Origin of the sequence: Moraxella sp. K1664 (assembly GCF_039693965.1) — a bacterium.
Lineage (GTDB): Bacteria > Pseudomonadota > Gammaproteobacteria > Pseudomonadales > Moraxellaceae > Moraxella.
In genome coordinates this window covers 86,602-104,183 of the sequence record NZ_CP155576.1, presented here as the reverse complement: position 1 = coordinate 104,183, position 17,582 = coordinate 86,602, and the positions used below count along the sequence as shown (strand labels likewise).

Here is a 17,582-nt window from a genome sequence, read left to right as displayed (position 1 = left end):
TTTTTAAATATCATCTAATGATAATTCATCAAAATGGTGCTTTTGCAAGGCGATAACAGGTACTTTAAATTGCCATAATTCATCATGATTTGTATTGCGTTTTAGAATAATATATTCATAAGTGTCCGATATGGATGATGTGCGACACGCCATTTCAATCCATAAAGCAATCGCTTCTAAATCGTAATTATCAGGTATGGGTAATTGTTGGTGTAAATCAGCAATGGATAAGGGCTTATCTGATTGGGATAATAAGGCTTTGGTTTTATCAAACCAATCTTGCCTGTCTAATCCGTCCAAGGCTTGCCAAAATGATGAATCTACGCTGTTTAAATCAATGCTTTGATTATCTAGATTTAATTGATGATTGTCATCTGTTTTATATTCATGAATTAAAAAACGCTCAATACTGGCAATTTTATTTAACTCAATGGCAATGGGTGGTAGATGACTTGGCGTGTGTTTGATGCTATTATCTTGCCAATCTATATTGAGAGCTTCTTTAAATATTTGATTTAATAAATCGCCGACCCTGTGATGTTCGGTTGCCAAGTCTGTTTGGATAAAACTTCTAACGTCTTTTTCCATATTTTGTTTGGCACGAATGACTTGACTGGCTTCTTTATTTAAAGAGCTAATTAGCGTGGATAAATTGAATAATTGAGTGGGTGTTAGGCTATCTTGGCTAATGCTATATGCTACCAGTTGTTTTATTTGATGATTGAGTTCGTCAATATGATTGTGTTGCAGAGCATGATTAAATCCTTGAAATACCCGACCTTCTGGCGTGCTAATTAGTTCATCATGATAATCCAATAACGTGTGAATTACCTGCCCACGATGATATTGTTCACGAATGACTTTTTCTCTTAGTTCTTTATCCATTTGCCGATAAGAATCTTCCACACGGCGAAAATCATGATATAGACTCATGGCAAGTTCATAGATATTTTGGAGCATTTCTTTGGATGAATGCGTATCTAATAATTCAAAATCGCCGTTTTTAACATTGGCTAATTCTTGATGTAATAGGTCTATTTGTTTTTTGAGATATTGTTCTCTTTCTTGTTGATTGGGATTTAGGCGAATATAGGCTTTTTCTATTTCTGATTGGACGGTTTGTAATCTTGACGCCGTAGAAGTCATGACGGTATCATCTTCTAAGCCTTTGATAAAATAAATGGCTTTTTGCAGGGCATCGGTTGCAAAAACTTCATTATCTCTTTCTATGATTAAGCCACGTTTTAGCCAATCTCTCCATTCTTGTTTGGCTAATGTGCGTGGGTCTTTATCAATCAATTCCTTGTCATGAATAAATTCATTAAAGCAATTGGTTAATAACTGCACCGCCATATCCATGGTGGGCGTTTGATTTTGGCTCATGAATAATTGTTCGGCACATGCCAAAATAATAGGAGCACGTTTGGCGGTTAATAATCGCCATGTGTCATTTCTTTGGCGTAATAAATGATAACGGCGTGATAGCGTTAAAGTGGGCGTATTCATGATAAGCGGATAATAAATGATTTATTATCATAGCATGATTGCATGATTTTGCAATGGCTAATCAAGGATTTCTATGACATCAAAAGTCTCAAACAACAGCCACATTTTATCATCAAATACCCCAAACCGCTCAAAAAATTCTTGATGAGCCGTCCGCCAAAAATCAAGCGACAAATCCCCTTCACCTTCTTGACGTGCCAACTTTTCATCCACATCACAAAAGCGAATGATGAATTGGGCGGTGTTTTGGATAACACAGCGTGGGCGGTTTTGTCCGTCTGTGATGACTTGCAGGCTACCAACAGGGCAAACTGGCTCGTCCAAATGCCAATGCAGGGCGGTGCAAGTAGCTCGCTTTTTGCCGTCTAGGACAAGCCCTATAAGCTCATCCGCCATTTGTGGACTGTCGCCAAATGACCAATGGGGCAGGGCGGTAATGTCTAAATTGTCGGTGCTATAGCAAATTCTATTCAAAATGCAACAAAGGTTTTCCGTTCGTGGTGAGCTTGTCGAACCACATGATAAGGAAAAACCGTTACCCTTCGACAAGCTCAGGGTGAACGGTTTTTTGTATAATTTTGATGTGAATTGAGTATAATATTGCCAAATTTGTCAAACATGGTTTTCCCAATTTAAAAAATCGCCATTAGGACAATCCCAATGGCAATCGTGATTTTATCAATTACATTTTCTCAACCGTCTTAATACCGAGTAAATCCAACCCCGTTTTTAAGGTCTTGGCGGTCAAATCCGCCAATTGCAGACGGCTGTTTTTGATGTCGTCATCTGCCGACAGTATCGGGCAGGCTTCATAAAACGATGAAAAAATTCCTGCTAATTCATACAGATAGCCACACAACACATGGGGCGTACCGTCTTTGGCGACTTGGCGTAGGGCTTCTTCAAATTGCAATAATTTGACCGCCAACGCTCGCTCTTTATCGTCCGTGATGACAATCTCGCCAGTTAGCGTGTCAGGATTTACCCCTGCTTTGGCAAAAATAGAACGCACACGGGTGTAAGCGTACTGCATATAAGGGGCGGTGTTGCCTTCAAAGTTGAGCATACTGTCCCAATCAAACACATAATCGGTCGTGCGGTGCTTGGATAGGTCGGCATATTTGACCGCCCCAATGGCAACCGCATCAATGAGTGCCGTCCGCTCATCGGCAGTTACGTCTGGGTTTTTGCTGTCTATCAAGACGGTGGCACGGGCAACCGCCTCATCAAGCAGGTCGGCAAGTTTGACCGTACCGCCTGTGCGAGTTTTGAACGGTTTGCCGTCTTTGCCAAGCATCATGCCAAAATTGTGATGTTCTAATTTGAACGTATCAGGCACAAATCCGCCAAGCCGTGCAATCGCCCACGCCTGTGCCATGTGCTGGGCTTGACGAGTGTCAGAATAGACAATGGCACGGTCAGCGTGCAAAGTGTGATAGCGGTAGCTTGCGGCGGCGATGTCGGTGGTGGTGTACAAAAATCCGCCGTCTTTTTTCTGAATGATGATACCCAATGGCTCGCCTTCTTTGTTTTTAAATTCAGGCAGATACACCACGGTCGCTCCGTCATCTTCTACCGCCACGCCTTTTTCTTTTAGGGTTTTGACGATGTCGGGGAGCATGGGGTTATATAGGCTTTCGCCCATGATGTCTTTGTCTGTTAGGGTTACGTTTAGGCGTTCGTAACTGGCTTGGTTTTGGCTCATGGTAATGGCAACGAGTTTTTGCCACATGGCAAGACAATACTCATCGCCACTTTGGAGCTTGACCACATAGCCACGAGCTTTTTCGGCAAAGGCTTCATCATTGTCATAAGTCGCTTTGGCATCACGATAAAAGGCTTCTAGGTCGGATAGCTCCATGTCGGAGGCGTTTTCGTTTTGCATTTTTTCAAGGTAGGCGATGAGCATACCAAACTGCGTTCCCCAGTCGCCCACATGGTTGGCACGAATGACGGTGTCGCCCAAAAATTCAAGCACACGCACCGAGCTGTCGCCAATAATGGTAGAACGCAAATGCCCAACGTGCATCTCTTTGGCAACGTTTGGCGATGAATAATCAATGACAACCGTCTCGGTGTGGTCGGACGTAATGCCCAAGCGGTCGGACGTGCGGGCGGTGTGGGCAGACTTGGCAAGAAATTCTTTGTCAAGAAAGATGTTGATAAAGCCCGGCCCTGCGATTTCTAATTTGTCGGCAATGCCGTCTAAGGCTTGGCTGTTTGCCAACTCATCAAGCACTTTTTGGGCAAATTCTCGTGGGTTGGTGCCAAGTTTTTTGGCAACGCTCATCACGCCATTGGCTTGGTAGTCGCCAAATTGGGGCTTGCCTGATTGCTTGATGACGGGGTCAGTACCTGTATCTGCCCCTGCGTTTATCATGGCGGTTTGTAGGTGGGTGTGAAGTAGGGATTGGATAGTCATGACGGCTCTTAAAAGTGATGTTAAAACTTAAAACGGGTTATTATACTAGAAATTTAGCGATTTGGGGAAAATCATCACAAAACCGCTTGGGGGACTAGTCTAGGCGTTTGCCTGTTTTGTCTATATAAAACGCTTCGCCGTTTAGTATTACTAAGGTATTGCCATTTTCAAAACTTTGAACCATATCATAGATAGCAGGCATGACCATGTTTCCTGACTTATCTATAAAACCCCATTTGCCATTCTGTTTTACTCCTGCCAAACCGTCTGAAAAATCCCATGCCCAATCATATTGAAAGGGAATAACCACTTTGCCTGTTTTATCAATATATCCCCATTTATTATTTTGTTTTACTTTTGCCAAATCTTCTGCAAATCTGTCAGCAAAATCGTATTGAATGGGAATAACAATTCTGCCTGTTTTATTAGCAGCTCCCAATTTTTCATTTTTTTGTACGAATGCCAAACCTTCTGAAAAATGCCAAATAAAATCATACTCAAAGGGAAGGATTATTTTTCCTGCTGTGTCAATAACCCCATATTTACCGTTTTGTCTTGCTCTTGCCACGTTCTCTGTAAATCTTTCAATAAAATCATATTGAATGGGAATAATCACATCACCTGTTTTATCAATATAACCGTATTTATCATTTTGCTCCACTCTTGCCAAACCTTCTGAAAAATTCCAAACAAAATCATATTGCATGGGAATAACTATTTTTCCTGTTTTATCAATAAACCCCCATTTGCCGTTTTGCTCCACACTTGCCAAGCCCTCTGAAAAGCTCCAAACATAATCATATTGAACAGGGGTAACCACTTTACCTGTTTTATCAATAAAACCGTATTTGCCATTTTGTTCTACGATTGCCAAATTATCTTTTAAACAATCAACAAAATCATACCCTGATACCTTTGGCGTTTCACACGCCAAAGCAGATAAGGGCAAAAGAGATAGGGCGATGATAAGGGGGTTTAGAAGTTGTTTCATGATTTTATCCTTAGTTAGTTAATGCGTTTGCCTGTTTTGTCGACATAAAAGGTTTCGCCGTTTAATGAGACTTCGGCTTTGCCATTTTCAAATCCCCAAGAAACGTAGTCGTATTGAAAAGGTATGGCTATTTTGCCTGTTTTATCAATAAAGCCATATTTGTTATCTAATTCTACAACAGCCAAACCATTAACAAAAAGACCAGCAATCTGATATTTAAAGGGGACAATCACTTCGTCTGTTTTATCAATAAATCCCCATTTGTCATTTTGTTTAACGCTTGCCAAACCTTCTGAAAAATGCCAAGCATCATCATATTGAATAGGAATAACGATTTTGCCTGTTTTATCAATATAGCCATATTTATTATTTTGTTCTATGATTGCTAAGTCTTCTGAAAAATAGCCGACAAAATCATATTGAGCAGGGATAACCACGTTACCTGTTTTATCAGCAACACCTTGTTCGCCCTGTTGCCATACTGTCGCCAAACCACCCTGCAAGCAACCAACATCATACCCCACCACCTGTGGTCTTTCACACGCCAAAGCGGATAAGGGCAAAAGAGATAGGGCGATGAGAAGGGGGGTTAGAAGTTTTTTCATAATTTTATCCTTTTAATCAATGCGTTTGCCTGTTTTGTCTATATGAAAGATTTCGCCATTTAGTCTCACTGGGGCTTTGCCATTTTTAAAATCCCAAGCATAATCATATTGAATAGGAATAACAATATTGCCTGTGTTATCAATATATCCTCTCTTGTAATTTTGTTGTGCGATTGCCAAACCTTCTAAAAATTCCCCGATATAGTCATATTGAATAGGCACAACCACCCTGCCTGTTTTGTCAATATGTCCCCATTTGCCTTCTTGTTCTACATTTGCCAATCCTTCTGAAAAGCTCAAAACATTATCATAATGCATGGGAATAATGATTTGACCTGTTTTATCAATAAAACCCCATTTACCGTTTTGCCCTATGCCTGCCAATCCTTCTGAAAAATCCCAAGCATCATCATATTGAATGGGAATAACCACTTCACCTGTTTTGTCAATAAAACCCCATTTGCCGTTTTGCTTTACATTTGCCAATCCTTCTGCAAAAGACCAAGCATCATCATATTGAATGGGAATAACCACTTTACCTGTTTTGTCAATAAAGCCATATTTATTATTTTGTTCTACGAGTGCCAAGCCTTCTGAAAAACTGCGAGCATAATCATATTGAACAGGAATAACCACTTTGCCTGTTTTGTCAATAAAACCGTATTTGCTGTTATTTTTTGCAACCGCCAATCCGTCTTGCAAACAACCAGCTCCATCATACCCCGTTACCTTTGGCATTTCACACGCCAAAGCAGATAAGGGTAAAAGGGATAGGGTGATGATAAGGGGGGTTAGAAGTTTTTTCATGGTTATCGCCAATTAAGATAAGTTAGGAAAAAATAAGAGAAATCCTCCCTATCTTAGCGGATTTTGGGATAAGAGACAAGCCAAAATGTACCCACAAAAAACCCTGCCAATGGACAGGGTTTTGGGGTGTTTTAAGGCTTCTTTTTAATCAGCTTCTTAACGTCTGCTCGTCCGCCTTAACGACCACGCTCGGCTTTAATGGCATAAGTGGGGCGACTAGGGCGACTTTTAGGACTTCATCAATGGTCTCAACCGCTTGAATGGTCAAGCCTTCTTTGACGTTGTCAGGAATGTCGGCAAGGTCAGGCTCGTTGGCTTTGGGGATAAGCACGTGCTTGATACCGCCACGATGAGCGGCGAGCAGTTTTTCTTTTAGACCGCCGATTTTTAGCACCTTACCACGCAAGGTAACTTCCCCCGTCATGGCGATGTCGGCACGAATGGCAATGCCTGTAAAGGCGGATACCAAAGCGGTGGTCAGAGCGATACCTGCGGACGGGCCGTCTTTTGGCGTGGCACCTTCGGGCATATGCACATGAATGTCGGTGTCTTTAAACTTATCATAGCTGATACCAAAGCGTTCGCCCCCTGCTCGCACCACGCTCATGGCGGCACGGATAGACTCTTTCATGACATCGCCAAGCGACCCTGTAAAGACAAGCTCGCCCTTGCCCTGCATGGTGGCGGTCTCAATGGTCAGTAGCTCACCGCCTACCGAAGTCCACGCAAGCCCTGTAATCCGCCCAATCTCTGGCTCTTTTTCGGCAAGCCCAAAGTCAAAGGGCTTAACACCCAGATAATCAGCGATGTTGTCGTCCGTTACCGATAACGGCTCAATTTTTGTGCCTTTTTTGGGCTTAATGCCATAAGTCTCAACTTGCGAACGCACCGCTTTACGGCTGATTTTGTTAATCTCACGCTCCAAATTACGCACGCCTGCTTCACGAGTGTAGTGGCGGATAATGCTAAGCACCGCATCATCGGTAATATCCAGCTCATCTTTACCAAGCCCGTTTTGTTCTAGGGCTTTGGGGGTAAGATAATTTTGGGCGATGTTCATTTTTTCGTCTTCGGTGTAGCCGGGCAAGCGAATGACTTCCATACGGTCAAGCAGGGCTGGCGGTATGTTCATGCTGTTGGCAGTACAGATAAACATCACCTCCGACAAATCCAAATCCAAGTCAAGATAATGGTCATTAAAGCTGTTGTTTTGAGACGGGTCAAGCACTTCTAGCAAGGCAGACGCAGGGTCGCCACGATAGTCCTGTGCCATTTTGTCAATCTCATCAAGCAAAAACAGCGGATTTTTCACTTCTACTTTTGCCAAGGACTGCACGATTTTGCCCGGCATCGCTCCGATATAGGTACGTCTATGCCCACGAATCTCAGCTTCATCACGCACCCCGCCCAACGCCATACGCACAAACTTACGTCCTGTGGCACGAGCGATGCTCTCGCCAAGCGATGTTTTACCAACCCCTGGCGGCCCGACTAGGCATAGGATAGGGCCACGCAGTTTTTTGACACGAGATTGCACTGCTAGGTACTCAACAATGCGGTCTTTGACATCATCTAGTCCGTAGTGGTCTTTGTCTAGGGTTTCTTTGGCTTTATTTAGGTCAATAGACACCTTGCTTGCTTTTTTCCATGGAGTGTCTAGTATCCACTCCACATAGCCACGCACGACAGATGCCTCTGATGAGCTTGGGGGCATTTGCTTTAACTTTTTAAATTCGGTTTCGGCTTTTTTGCGGACATCGTCAGGCAAGTCAGCTTCTTTTAGGCGTTTTTCAAGCTCGCCATCTTCTTCGTCTGTTCCGTCATTTAAATCGGACAGCTCGGATTTAATCGCTTTCATTTTTTCATTTAAAAAATACTCACGATGATTATTTTCCATTTGCTTACGCACGGTTTCTTGGAGTTCATTTTCAAGCGACTGCTCGGCATGATTGCTCACAAAAAACTCGGTCAGCGTGTGGTAATAATCCATGATGTCGCCATTTTCAAGCAATGTTTGTTTCTTGTCAAGGGGCATGGACACCCGAGTGGCGATAAAGTACATGAGTTCGGTCAAGTCGCTAATCTTGCCTGCCACACGGGTAATCTCACGCCCGTTGCGTAAGTTTTCTTCGGCAAAGTTGGCAAAGAAATCCATCAATACCTTTTTGTGAGCGTCTTTGTCATCATCGCTGAGCGTGTCGGTAACAGCCTGTTCATGAAACACCGCCACAAAAGCGTTATGTGTCTCATCAATATCAACGCCTGCCACTTCGGCACGAGTCTGTCCTTCGATGAGTACTTTTAGGCAGTTTTCGTCAGCGTCGTGGGGCATGGTGCTAATGACCCTGCACACCGTGCCAAAGCGGTAGAGATTGTCGGTGTTAATCTCTTCTGACAGCGAGTCTTTTTGTGAGACCACAAGCAGATGACCATCAAAGCTCTCATCGGCAAGCTGTATGGCGTTAATGGACTGCTCACGCCCCACAAATAGGGCAATTTGCATGTGCGGATAGACCACGACATCACGCACGGCAAGTAGGGGTAAGGTTTGGTTATCAGACATGATAAACTCCAAATAAATTCTTATAATGTCAGCCTGTTATGGTGGCAGGCGTGGCAAATTGCAAGGCGATTGGGTGTTTTTCTGATAAAATGAGAGATAATTTGCCTAAATATTAGTCATATTGACCGTCCAAAGTACGCTTGTCAATATAAAAAGAATTTGCTATATTACAGTCAATTTAATGAATTAATATATGAATTTTAAAATTCAAATTAAAAAGGAAAAAACCATGCAAATCATTAATAAACCAACATCGGCTTATGTCGGTGCATCTTGGGCGGTGCTGGGTGTGGGTGTGCTTGGCTTTTTGGTCGGTCTGTGGAATGCTGAGATGATGTTAAACGAAAAGGGCTATTATTTTGCGGTGTTGGCATTGGGGCTGTATGCGGCGATTAGCCTACAAAAGACCATTCGTGATAAAGCAGAAAATATCCCTGTATCGGGCATTTATTATGGCATTAGTTGGCTGGCGTTGGGGCTTGCGGTACTGCTCATGACGGTGGGGCTATGGAACGCCACTTTGCTACTTAGCGAGAAGGGTTATTATTTTATGGCGTTTACCTTGTCGCTCTTTGCCGTGATTACCATTCAAAAGAACATTCGGGATTTGCAAGCGGTTAAGGAGCATGAAAATCCTTATGAGCAGGGTGATGTCTTTTTGGAAAAAGATGTTTTTTCAAAGGAAAAAGAGTAAGTGTTTTTAGCTCCTATCTTTTCGCCAAAATATGTAAATACCGTCCCATTTGCCAAAAAGGGTGGGTTTGGGAATAGTTAAGCTCCATCGCCACGACATCATCAGGGTTATTGTGTCCGCCACGTTTGAGTGGGGCATAATCAGAGAATACCCGTATCCCCGACTGGCAAAGGGTGGTATAGCCCCTGTCATCAAGCCATGACTTGACCGTGTCATAAGCGACTGGGTTGTTTGGGGTTAGGCTTTTGTTGTCGGCAGGTTTGGGGCGTGCTAATTGATAAAAATTACCCATGATAAGGTTACGATAAATCATGCTGGCAGGATTATAAAAGCACAACGACAAATAACCATCATCGGCTAAAAACTCATCAAAAAACGCCATAATCTTGGCAGGTTCGCCCAGCCATTCTAGGACGGCATGGCATAGGATTAGGTCAAATTTTTGTCCTTTTAAAAGGTGTGTGAGTTCTTGATAAGGAGCCACGATAAAGCGGGGCAAAACGTTAAGCTCACAAGCGGTGGCTCGGGCTTTTTGTATCATCTCATCGGATATGTCGCTGATAGTTACATCATGACGTGTGGCAAGGTTTAGGCTAATCTGGGCAAGTCCTGCCCCTACGTCCAGCACCCGAAGCGGACGGTCGGGTAAATGCTCGGATAAATCCCGCTCCAACACGGCAAGGCGGATTTGACCCTTTAGACCGCCATAGACTTTTTTGGCAAAATGGTCGGCGATGTCATTAAAATTACGGTCATTAAAATGGGGGTGGGGGATGGGCTGATTCATGATAAAAAATAATTTGGCAAATGGGTTTGGCGTGTTATAATGGCTAAGTTTTGCCTTGATGATACCGCCTTGTTGGGCGTCATTGTATCAAGTGGCGACCACTTTTTAAAGTTATTTTATAAGTAAATTTTAAACCAAATTTGAGATAAGCCATGAAAACGTTTAACCATTTAGCCTGTGTGTCTGCCGTTGCCCTTGCATTGACTGGCATGGTCGGTTGCACCAAAAAAGACAGCCCCGAGCCACAGGCACAGGCAGACATTGAAGTTGCCACCCCCGAAGTGGTCGACCGTCCTGCCGTGGTCTGTGATGACATCAGCCTAAAAAACCGTGTCGTCAGCCTTGTGCGTGATGAGCTTTATACCGCATCTGTGCGTGGACTGGGCAATGGGGCGAGTGATGAGCTGTCATTGCAGTTAAAGGCACGCCTGTCGGGGCTAGACATAGACTTACAAAACATCAGCGAAGTCGGTGGCGAGTGCCGTGGACAGCTTCATGTTGTCCTGCCCAGCCAAGAGATTGAGACTGCCAATAAGACATTTAGCGGGGCAGGCGTGACAAGCCTAGAAGAACAAGCCATCGAAAAAGACGTGAGTCTCATGGGTGGCAATCGTCTGGTGGGGGATTTTGTATTCCAAGTGGATGGCGAAGCACTTGCCATTGATAACAATACGCCCGTCATCGCACTGGCGTCTGAGACCATGGCGACAGCGGTGCGTTCGATGAATCGCCAAAACCAAGCCAATGCCAAACGTGAAACCGCCCGCATCGGTCAAGAATCAAGTGACATCATCCCCGCCCCAACGGTACAAATCCGCCCTGTGGAGCTACCACCACTGCCCCAAGTTCCCACACCCGAAGAAGCCATTTTACAGCCCGAAGATGTCCCAAGTGGCGTGCCACAAACCGTGGAACCCAAAGCAGAGCCCAAGACAGAGCCAAAAGCGGATTTGCAAGCTCAAACAGAGTCCAAGCCAACAGCCGAACCTAAAACCGAGCCTAAACCTGAACCTGAACCCAAACCCGAGCCTAAGTCAGAAAAGCCCGCCAGTAACGAGATTACCATCGTTGAGACGGATGAGACTTACTAATCTTTTGTGATAAGGTAAAAGACGGCAAATACCCCAAAGCGATTTGGGGTATTTTTTGTGGTGCTTTTTAAAGTCAAATATTCATCGCATTTTATAAATACGGTTATCAATGGTAGGTACGCCCTAATAACACCCATAAATGTCAAGGGTGAGTGTGCTTGATGAGTTTGCCTGTGGCGTCATAAAAATAAACCCCGTCTTTTTTAATGGCTTTGATGTATCGTGGGTCATCATCCATATCAAGGTCGGATGCAAGACCTGTCAAAAATGAATAAATAACGTCATATTCAAAAGGCAATATCACGTTGCCAGTGGTGTCTATTAGCCCTACTTGACTACTTGATTGATAAAAATCAGGAGCGATGATAAAAAAATCCTTTCCTTGAAATACATTAATGTCATCCCTAAAAATCTCATGCTCATCGGGGTAGGTTAATTCAAAAATTTTTTCGCCTTGACTGTTGTATAAATAAGACGTGTTGCCCATCACTGCATTAAAAAACATATCGCCACTGTCACTTTTAACCATATAAATGACGTTGTATTTAAAATCAATCACGGTTTGATTATTTAAATTGATGATGCCATATTTGCCATTTTTATATAAACCTGAAAACCCTTGATAAAACATGACTGGGTTGTCATACATGGGTGTGATGATTTCATGACCGTGCGCGTCTATCACGCCATACAGCCCGTCTTTTTCGACAGTAAATACATCATCATATCCATTGATGATGTTATCATAACGCCCAAATGGCACAATCATTCTGCCTTTGCTATCAACCAAGGCGTATTGCATTCTTTTATCAATGACCATTGCAATATCAGACTCATCGTCTGCCTTTAACTCGTCTAAGCCGTCAAGGTCTAAGGTGGTAATGACAAAAGACTGGGAGCTGACATCGGTGGCGATGTCTTGTAAGATTTTGGGAGTATGGATTTCGTGGTAAATATTATCTAGCAATAATTTGCCGTCTTTGTCTATCATGCCCAAAGGGTAGGGGGCTTGACCAAAAGGGGTCTGGACATAATTACCAACCCGAGCAAGTCCTTGGTGGTTTGGGCATTCTACAAATTCAAAATCAGCAGTAGGCTTCATGCAGGGTTCTGTATTTTGCAGTAGCACATGGTCAAAATGTACGCCATATAACACAACGTCTTTGACATTATCCAAGGTCTTGATATCGGATAAATCATTTGGGTTATAGACATTGACTGCCGATGCACACATGGCATAGCCAAGTAATGCCAATGGTAAATATCTCATGTGATGACCTTGGTTAATTTTTGGTAAATTATAGCACTTTCCCCCAAATTCTGCTATGATAAAGACTTTTATTTACACCAGTTACCCAAAAGGCACACCATGAGCGATTTACACCTTTATAACACCCTATCGGCACAAAAAGAGCGGTTTGTTCCTATCCATGACGGCAAAGTGGGTATGTACGTCTGTGGCATGACGGTGTACGATTATTGTCATATCGGACACGCTCGGGTCATGGTGAGTTTTGACGTGATTTATCGTTGGTTGTCTCGTTATTTTGAGGTGAACTACGTCCGCAACATCACCGACATTGACGACAAAATCATCAAACGAGCAAACGAAAACGGCGAAACCATTGGCGAGCTGACCGAGCGTTTTATTAGTGCCATGCACGAAGATGCCGACCGTTTGGGGTGCTTACGTCCGACCAGCGAACCCAAAGCAACCGACCACATTCCGCAGATGCTGGATATGATAAATACCTTAGAGTCCAAAGACTTAGCCTATCAAGGGGCAAGTGGCGATGTGTATTATAAGGTGGCAAATTTCCCCGACTATGGCAAGCTATCCAAACGCAAACTTGCCGATATGCAAGCAGGGGCAAGGGTGGAGACGGTGGACGATAAGGACAATCCTTTTGATTTTGTGCTGTGGAAATCCGCCAAACCGTCCGAACCGCATTGGCAAAGTCCGTGGGGCTTGGGTCGCCCTGGTTGGCACATTGAGTGCAGTGCGATGAGTACCTGCTGTTTGGGCGAGAGCTTTGACATTCATGGCGGTGGGCATGATTTGCAGTTTCCGCACCATGAAAACGAGATTGCCCAAAGCGAAGGGGCGACAGGCAAACCCTACGCCAACAACTGGCTACACGTTGGTTTTGTCAATGTGGACGGCGAAAAAATGAGCAAATCCTTAAACAACTTCTTTACCATTCGTGAAGTGTTGCAGGATTTTCATGCCGAGACCATTCGCTTTTTTATCCTATCTAGCCATTATCGTAGTCCGATTAACTTCTCTGATACCGCCCTAAAAGAAAGCCATACCGCCTTATCACGCCTATATCACGCCCTAAAACCGTTTGATGTGGTAGGCACGGACGAGACAGCGTGGGGAAGCGAGTACGGGCAAGCCTTTGTGCGTGCGATGAATGACGACTTTAACACCGCCCAAGCGGTGAGTATCTTGTTTGAGATTGCAGGCGAGATAAATAAAGCGGTCAAGGCAGGCGACACAGCAAGTGGGCTACAATTTGCCGTGATATTAAAGACCTTAGCAAGCGTGCTAAATATCGCCCAAACCGCCCCCCAAGCCTTTTTGCAAGCCCAAATTGGCGATGAGAGCATTTCTGAAAGTGAGATTTTGGCGATGATTGATAAACGCAAACAAGCCAAAGCCGATAAGGATTTTGCCCTTGCCGACCAAATCCGTGCCGAGCTAAAAGAAAAAGGCGTGGAGCTAGAAGACAGCAGGGCAGGGACAAGCTGGCGGAGAATTTAGATTATTTTTGAGTTTGGTAGGGTGCGTATTACGCACCCTACGTTCAACTAATGAGGCAGAGGCAACCAAGCAACCAATTAAGCAATAATGGAAGTAGTGATTGCTTTTGTGGGGACAGAATCACCAATACTGCCGGTGGTTAGCCAAACAACATTTAACCCTATGCACTGCAAACGAATCCAAACAAACAAGGCAACACTATTTATCATTAAATCAAACCTAAGCATTCCAATGCTACTATTAAATTCACAAGGTATAACTTGGATGGTTTTTATCATCCATGATAATCAAAGATGAAGAGATGGGTAGCAATTATGTTTATGGGTATAACGGTGCAGGCTATTGTTCATCCCATTAATGTAGCCCCTACAACCAACATTAATATAAATGAGCTTAGGTAGAATCATGCTAAAATCTCACCATCTTATAGGAATGATTGCTATCACTCTTGCAATAACTAGCTGTGAGAAAAAACCCTATTCTCCACCACAAGAAACCAAAGAAGAGACAAAAGCAAGATACGACAAATTACTCGCTTGCAAACCTGACAAACCCTTATCCAAAGGTGAGCTGTATGAAAAAGCCATGGTGCAGTATTGGCAGAAAAAAACTGATTATGCGTTTCGTGCAGATTATAATGCTTATGAATCTGAGATGGAAAAACCTAAACTATATCGCAATAAGCTAGCAGGTAATGAATACCAATTCAAATGTGGATTAACTTATCACGCAGACGGCACACCTGACAAGGTTACTAATGATATCTGCTATCCTTATCAAGTGTATCAATTTGATGATTTAAATGATTTTTATTTTGGTGATGACAAAGAATCAAAAAATAAAAATATTTATGATTTTATTAAAAATAATAATGCCCAAGTCTATCGTTGGGATAAACAACCACCCATTTATACAAAAGAACATTATAATAAAGATGTGGATTTTATGGTGAGACACTCCATTGATAGAGTTCGTATTTACCCCAAAGATTGTTGCAAGCTTCTTAATTATCAAGAAGTTTTAAGTCAAGAAAAAAATGGGGTTTTTTATTATAGCGGCTGGAGTCGAAGTTTGGTTTCCAAAGAACATTTATCAAAACATCATTTTTTATCCATCAAAACCATTGAGACTAGATTTCACGATAACACTGTTGAAGATACGTATTTTTTGTACCCTATCACCCATTGTGGTAAAATTCTTTAGTTTTTCTTAATAACGGAGTCAATTATGGCAACTTTAAATGTGTATGGCAACTACGCAGAGCAAATGCTGTCCCTATATCTATGGGGACAGACCACACCACCAGCTCCATCAGAGCTTGCTGATGACAAGTGGATTCGCCCTAGCGATGCCGCAAGTACAGCAGTTTGGTAGGGTGCGTATTACGCACCCTATGTTCAACTAATTGATGATAATTTTGGATAGACTTGTAGAGGTAAATTGCAATTTACCCTTGCATGATTATCCAGTTTAGGTTATTTGGTTATATGGTAAAAGGTGCGTATTACGTACCCCTATGCTTAACTATCACTCACAAATAAATCATGACAAAACCCATTTATAAACAAATTATTACCTATATCATCGCCTTGTTATTGGCGGGTGGTAGTGCATTTTTGGCAAATGATGTGATGACATTTGGCGGACTGATGGTGTTGGGTGTGATGATGTTTGTGATGACTGCTTATATTGTCTTTGCCAAAGAAGCCAAAAAGGTCGCTGACGGTATTTTTGCCGTGCTGTTTTTTATGGTGGGGTTTTGGGTGTTTTGGTTTGGTGGTACTTTATTTGGCTCTAACTGCTTTATCGATGATGCTGGAATACAACGCTGTGTCATGCCAACTGCTCATATGTTGGTAGGGTTTGTTATTGCATTTATCGCCACGCCTTTGTCTTGGCGGTTTTATAAAGCCAAACGCACTCAAAGAAATGAAATGATATGGCTGTTGGCGATAATGGTTGGTTGGGCGATGGGGCTATTGATAAATGTGTTGGGGGGTGTAGTGGTTTATTATTTAGTGATATTAATTTATGTCATTGTCTGTGGGTGATTTTAATGCATAAAACCGAATAATAAAAACCTTAATTTTCAATATCTATTTGGCTATTAAAAATTTGATACAGCTCGTCTTTCTTTTTTGGGTCCGGTATTTCATCTAATAAATCTTTTGATTTTTGAATATACGCCACATTTCCAGCGTTTATTTCAGCCAGATAGTAAGATAATATTTCTTTTGGGTTGTCTTTTTTGTTATAGTTATTTTTCTTAATTTCTTCTTTTGCTTTTTTGGCAATATGAGAAAAGCAATTTGTTACCTTATCATTGTCGTAATCATTGATTTTCATGAGTTGGCATTTATAAATAAGTAGCCAATGATCGGGGTTATCCCTAAGAACTTCATCAATAAAATCTATGGCTTTATGAACATCTGTTAATGCATATATTTGCAATAATGCTTTGTACTTTTCATTCTTATCATTCATGCGATTTGCTTCTGGCACCAAGTCCAACAATAACCTTTTCGTTTTTTCGTTATCATCAATGACACCATTTATTGCGACGTCATTTATTTTTTGTATGACATAATGGTCGTATTCGTCTGTACTGGCAACATTAATTTCCGAAATGACATGATGTTCAGTTTTATCATAACCGCAAGATAACAATGAAGTCATTAATATTGCTACAATAATAAATTTCATTATATTTTCTCCGTATTTATATAAAATTCATATATGGCAGGGCTTGCGATGGGAGATATCCAATAAACTTTAAAATTACTACAAATGCAATGATGTTTGGATGTGGGGGCGTGCTAAGCACACCTTGTGTAGTAATGCCATCAAAGGATGTGTCTTTTTATGGGATGCAGTTCTTGAGACTGATAGCCTTAACCACCATCAACGATTAAACCGAATCACAGGCTGTCTGCTTGGGTCGCAGTCGCCATCACGCACATCTATTACCTTGGTGTCATCGGGGATAAAGGTGTGGGCGGCACAACGATTGCCAAAGGTTTTTTCAAAGCGTTGTCCGTTTTGTTCAAGCGTGGCACAGACGGGAATGTATTCCATGGTGCAGTGTCTGATGGGCATGGCAAGTTTTGGCAGGGTGGATGAATCTGGCTCTGCCGTATCGGTGGCGATGGGTTCGGTGGGGGTCGCTGTTGGCGTGGCACAGGCGGTCAGCAGTAATGGACAAAGTAGAACAAGGTATTTCATGGGTTCTCCTAGGGCAAATGTTGATTGTTGTGTTTGATAGGGTATTTTATATGATAAGTCGTCCTACTCTCAACTTTATTTTATAACTCTTTGATAAATATGGATTAATACAATAATTCACAAAAAA

At 42.5% G+C, this 17,582-nt stretch carries 17 protein-coding genes; 6 read left to right on the top strand and 11 right to left on the bottom strand.

The features are described 5' to 3' along the window. Window positions 1-3 precede the first annotated feature (3 nt). The 7 genes from AAHK14_RS00575 to lon form a co-directional block, all read right to left on the bottom strand. The gene (locus tag AAHK14_RS00575; RefSeq protein WP_065255459.1) at window positions 4-1,506 is read right to left on the bottom strand and encodes a DUF3375 family protein; all 1,503 of its coding nucleotides are present in this window, start codon (window positions 1,504-1,506) and stop codon (window positions 4-6) included. Between the two features lie 57 nt (window positions 1,507-1,563). Next, the gene (locus AAHK14_RS00570) at window positions 1,564-1,980 is read right to left on the bottom strand and encodes an ASCH domain-containing protein (RefSeq protein WP_197035879.1); all 417 of its coding nucleotides are present in this window, start codon (window positions 1,978-1,980) and stop codon (window positions 1,564-1,566) included. A 208-nt stretch (window positions 1,981-2,188) separates the two neighbouring features. Continuing rightward, window positions 2,189-3,928, bottom strand: a complete 1,740-nt coding sequence (gene argS, locus AAHK14_RS00565; RefSeq protein WP_065255458.1) for an arginine--tRNA ligase — start codon at window positions 3,926-3,928, stop codon at window positions 2,189-2,191. 94 nt (window positions 3,929-4,022) lie between these two features. After that, window positions 4,023-4,919: a WG repeat-containing protein gene (locus AAHK14_RS00560; RefSeq protein WP_065255457.1), complete on the bottom strand. Its 897-nt coding sequence runs from the start codon at window positions 4,917-4,919 to the stop codon at window positions 4,023-4,025. Between the two features lie 14 nt (window positions 4,920-4,933). Further along, on the bottom strand, window positions 4,934-5,524 hold the full coding sequence (locus AAHK14_RS00555; RefSeq protein ID WP_065255456.1) for a WG repeat-containing protein: 591 nt from the start codon (window positions 5,522-5,524) through the stop codon (window positions 4,934-4,936). Window positions 5,525-5,536: 12 nt separating this feature from the next. Continuing rightward, a complete protein-coding gene (locus AAHK14_RS00550; RefSeq protein WP_065255455.1) occupies window positions 5,537-6,331 on the bottom strand; it encodes a WG repeat-containing protein in 795 nt (264 codons plus the stop codon). Window positions 6,332-6,479: 148 nt separating this feature from the next. Continuing rightward, window positions 6,480-8,894 (bottom strand): endopeptidase La, encoded by a 2,415-nt coding sequence (gene lon, locus AAHK14_RS00545; RefSeq protein ID WP_065255454.1) that lies wholly within the window; start codon window positions 8,892-8,894, stop codon window positions 6,480-6,482. A gap of 229 nt (window positions 8,895-9,123) precedes the next feature. Here lon and yiaA point away from each other — a divergent pair, with 229 nt between their 5' ends. Continuing rightward, the gene (yiaA, locus tag AAHK14_RS00540; protein ID WP_065255537.1) at window positions 9,124-9,588 is read left to right on the top strand and encodes an inner membrane protein YiaA; all 465 of its coding nucleotides are present in this window, start codon (window positions 9,124-9,126) and stop codon (window positions 9,586-9,588) included. A 13-nt stretch (window positions 9,589-9,601) separates the two neighbouring features. On the opposite strand, the gene AAHK14_RS00535 is transcribed toward yiaA, so the two are convergent. Then, entirely contained in the window at window positions 9,602-10,375 is a 774-nt protein-coding gene (locus tag AAHK14_RS00535; RefSeq protein ID WP_065255453.1) for a methyltransferase domain-containing protein, read from the bottom strand. Between the two features lie 152 nt (window positions 10,376-10,527). Here AAHK14_RS00535 and AAHK14_RS00530 point away from each other — a divergent pair, with 152 nt between their 5' ends. After that, window positions 10,528-11,466 (top strand): hypothetical protein, encoded by a 939-nt coding sequence (locus AAHK14_RS00530; RefSeq protein ID WP_065255452.1) that lies wholly within the window; start codon window positions 10,528-10,530, stop codon window positions 11,464-11,466. A 142-nt stretch (window positions 11,467-11,608) separates the two neighbouring features. Here the strand turns inward: AAHK14_RS00530 and AAHK14_RS00525 are convergent, their stop codons facing one another. Next, on the bottom strand, window positions 11,609-12,736 hold the full coding sequence (locus AAHK14_RS00525; RefSeq protein ID WP_065255451.1) for a WG repeat-containing protein: 1,128 nt from the start codon (window positions 12,734-12,736) through the stop codon (window positions 11,609-11,611). Window positions 12,737-12,835: 99 nt separating this feature from the next. Between AAHK14_RS00525 and cysS the strand changes: the two genes are divergently transcribed. The 4 genes from cysS (at window position 12,836) to AAHK14_RS00505 (ending at window position 16,284) form a co-directional block, all read left to right on the top strand. Further along, window positions 12,836-14,233: a cysteine--tRNA ligase gene (gene cysS, locus AAHK14_RS00520; RefSeq protein WP_065255450.1), complete on the top strand. Its 1,398-nt coding sequence runs from the start codon at window positions 12,836-12,838 to the stop codon at window positions 14,231-14,233. 405 nt (window positions 14,234-14,638) lie between these two features. Next, on the top strand, window positions 14,639-15,436 hold the full coding sequence (locus AAHK14_RS00515; protein ID WP_156065029.1) for a hypothetical protein: 798 nt from the start codon (window positions 14,639-14,641) through the stop codon (window positions 15,434-15,436). Between the two features lie 24 nt (window positions 15,437-15,460). Then, window positions 15,461-15,607: a hypothetical protein gene (locus tag AAHK14_RS00510; protein ID WP_156065027.1), complete on the top strand. Its 147-nt coding sequence runs from the start codon at window positions 15,461-15,463 to the stop codon at window positions 15,605-15,607. A 170-nt stretch (window positions 15,608-15,777) separates the two neighbouring features. After that, window positions 15,778-16,284, top strand: coding sequence for a hypothetical protein (locus AAHK14_RS00505; protein WP_065255448.1), 507 nt, complete (start codon window positions 15,778-15,780; stop codon window positions 16,282-16,284). Window positions 16,285-16,315: 31 nt separating this feature from the next. Here AAHK14_RS00505 and AAHK14_RS00500 read toward each other — a convergent pair whose 3' ends face one another. Next, window positions 16,316-16,936 (bottom strand): hypothetical protein, encoded by a 621-nt coding sequence (locus tag AAHK14_RS00500; RefSeq protein WP_065255447.1) that lies wholly within the window; start codon window positions 16,934-16,936, stop codon window positions 16,316-16,318. Between the two features lie 198 nt (window positions 16,937-17,134). Beyond that, window positions 17,135-17,455, bottom strand: a complete 321-nt coding sequence (locus AAHK14_RS00495; protein WP_065255446.1) for a hypothetical protein — start codon at window positions 17,453-17,455, stop codon at window positions 17,135-17,137. Window positions 17,456-17,582: the final 127 nt, after the last annotated feature.

Coding starts and splice junctions, on each gene's coding strand:
- AAHK14_RS00575 (WP_065255459.1), bottom strand. CDS start 1,506: ATGAATACGCCCACTTTAACGCTATCACGCCGTTATCATTTATTACGC.
- argS (WP_065255458.1), bottom strand. CDS start 3,928: ATGACTATCCAATCCCTACTTCACACCCACCTACAAACCGCCATGATA.
- AAHK14_RS00560 (WP_065255457.1), bottom strand. CDS start 4,919: ATGAAACAACTTCTAAACCCCCTTATCATCGCCCTATCTCTTTTGCCC.
- AAHK14_RS00555 (WP_065255456.1), bottom strand. CDS start 5,524: ATGAAAAAACTTCTAACCCCCCTTCTCATCGCCCTATCTCTTTTGCCC.
- AAHK14_RS00550 (WP_065255455.1), bottom strand. CDS start 6,331: ATGAAAAAACTTCTAACCCCCCTTATCATCACCCTATCCCTTTTACCC.
- lon (WP_065255454.1), bottom strand. CDS start 8,894: ATGTCTGATAACCAAACCTTACCCCTACTTGCCGTGCGTGATGTCGTG.
- yiaA (WP_065255537.1), top strand. CDS start 9,124: ATGCAAATCATTAATAAACCAACATCGGCTTATGTCGGTGCATCTTGG.
- AAHK14_RS00535 (WP_065255453.1), bottom strand. CDS start 10,375: ATGAATCAGCCCATCCCCCACCCCCATTTTAATGACCGTAATTTTAAT.
- AAHK14_RS00530 (WP_065255452.1), top strand. CDS start 10,528: ATGAAAACGTTTAACCATTTAGCCTGTGTGTCTGCCGTTGCCCTTGCA.
- AAHK14_RS00525 (WP_065255451.1), bottom strand. CDS start 12,736: ATGAGATATTTACCATTGGCATTACTTGGCTATGCCATGTGTGCATCG.
- cysS (WP_065255450.1), top strand. CDS start 12,836: ATGAGCGATTTACACCTTTATAACACCCTATCGGCACAAAAAGAGCGG.
- AAHK14_RS00515 (WP_156065029.1), top strand. CDS start 14,639: ATGCTAAAATCTCACCATCTTATAGGAATGATTGCTATCACTCTTGCA.
- AAHK14_RS00510 (WP_156065027.1), top strand. CDS start 15,461: ATGGCAACTTTAAATGTGTATGGCAACTACGCAGAGCAAATGCTGTCC.
- AAHK14_RS00505 (WP_065255448.1), top strand. CDS start 15,778: ATGACAAAACCCATTTATAAACAAATTATTACCTATATCATCGCCTTG.
- AAHK14_RS00500 (WP_065255447.1), bottom strand. CDS start 16,936: ATGAAATTTATTATTGTAGCAATATTAATGACTTCATTGTTATCTTGC.
- AAHK14_RS00495 (WP_065255446.1), bottom strand. CDS start 17,455: ATGAAATACCTTGTTCTACTTTGTCCATTACTGCTGACCGCCTGTGCC.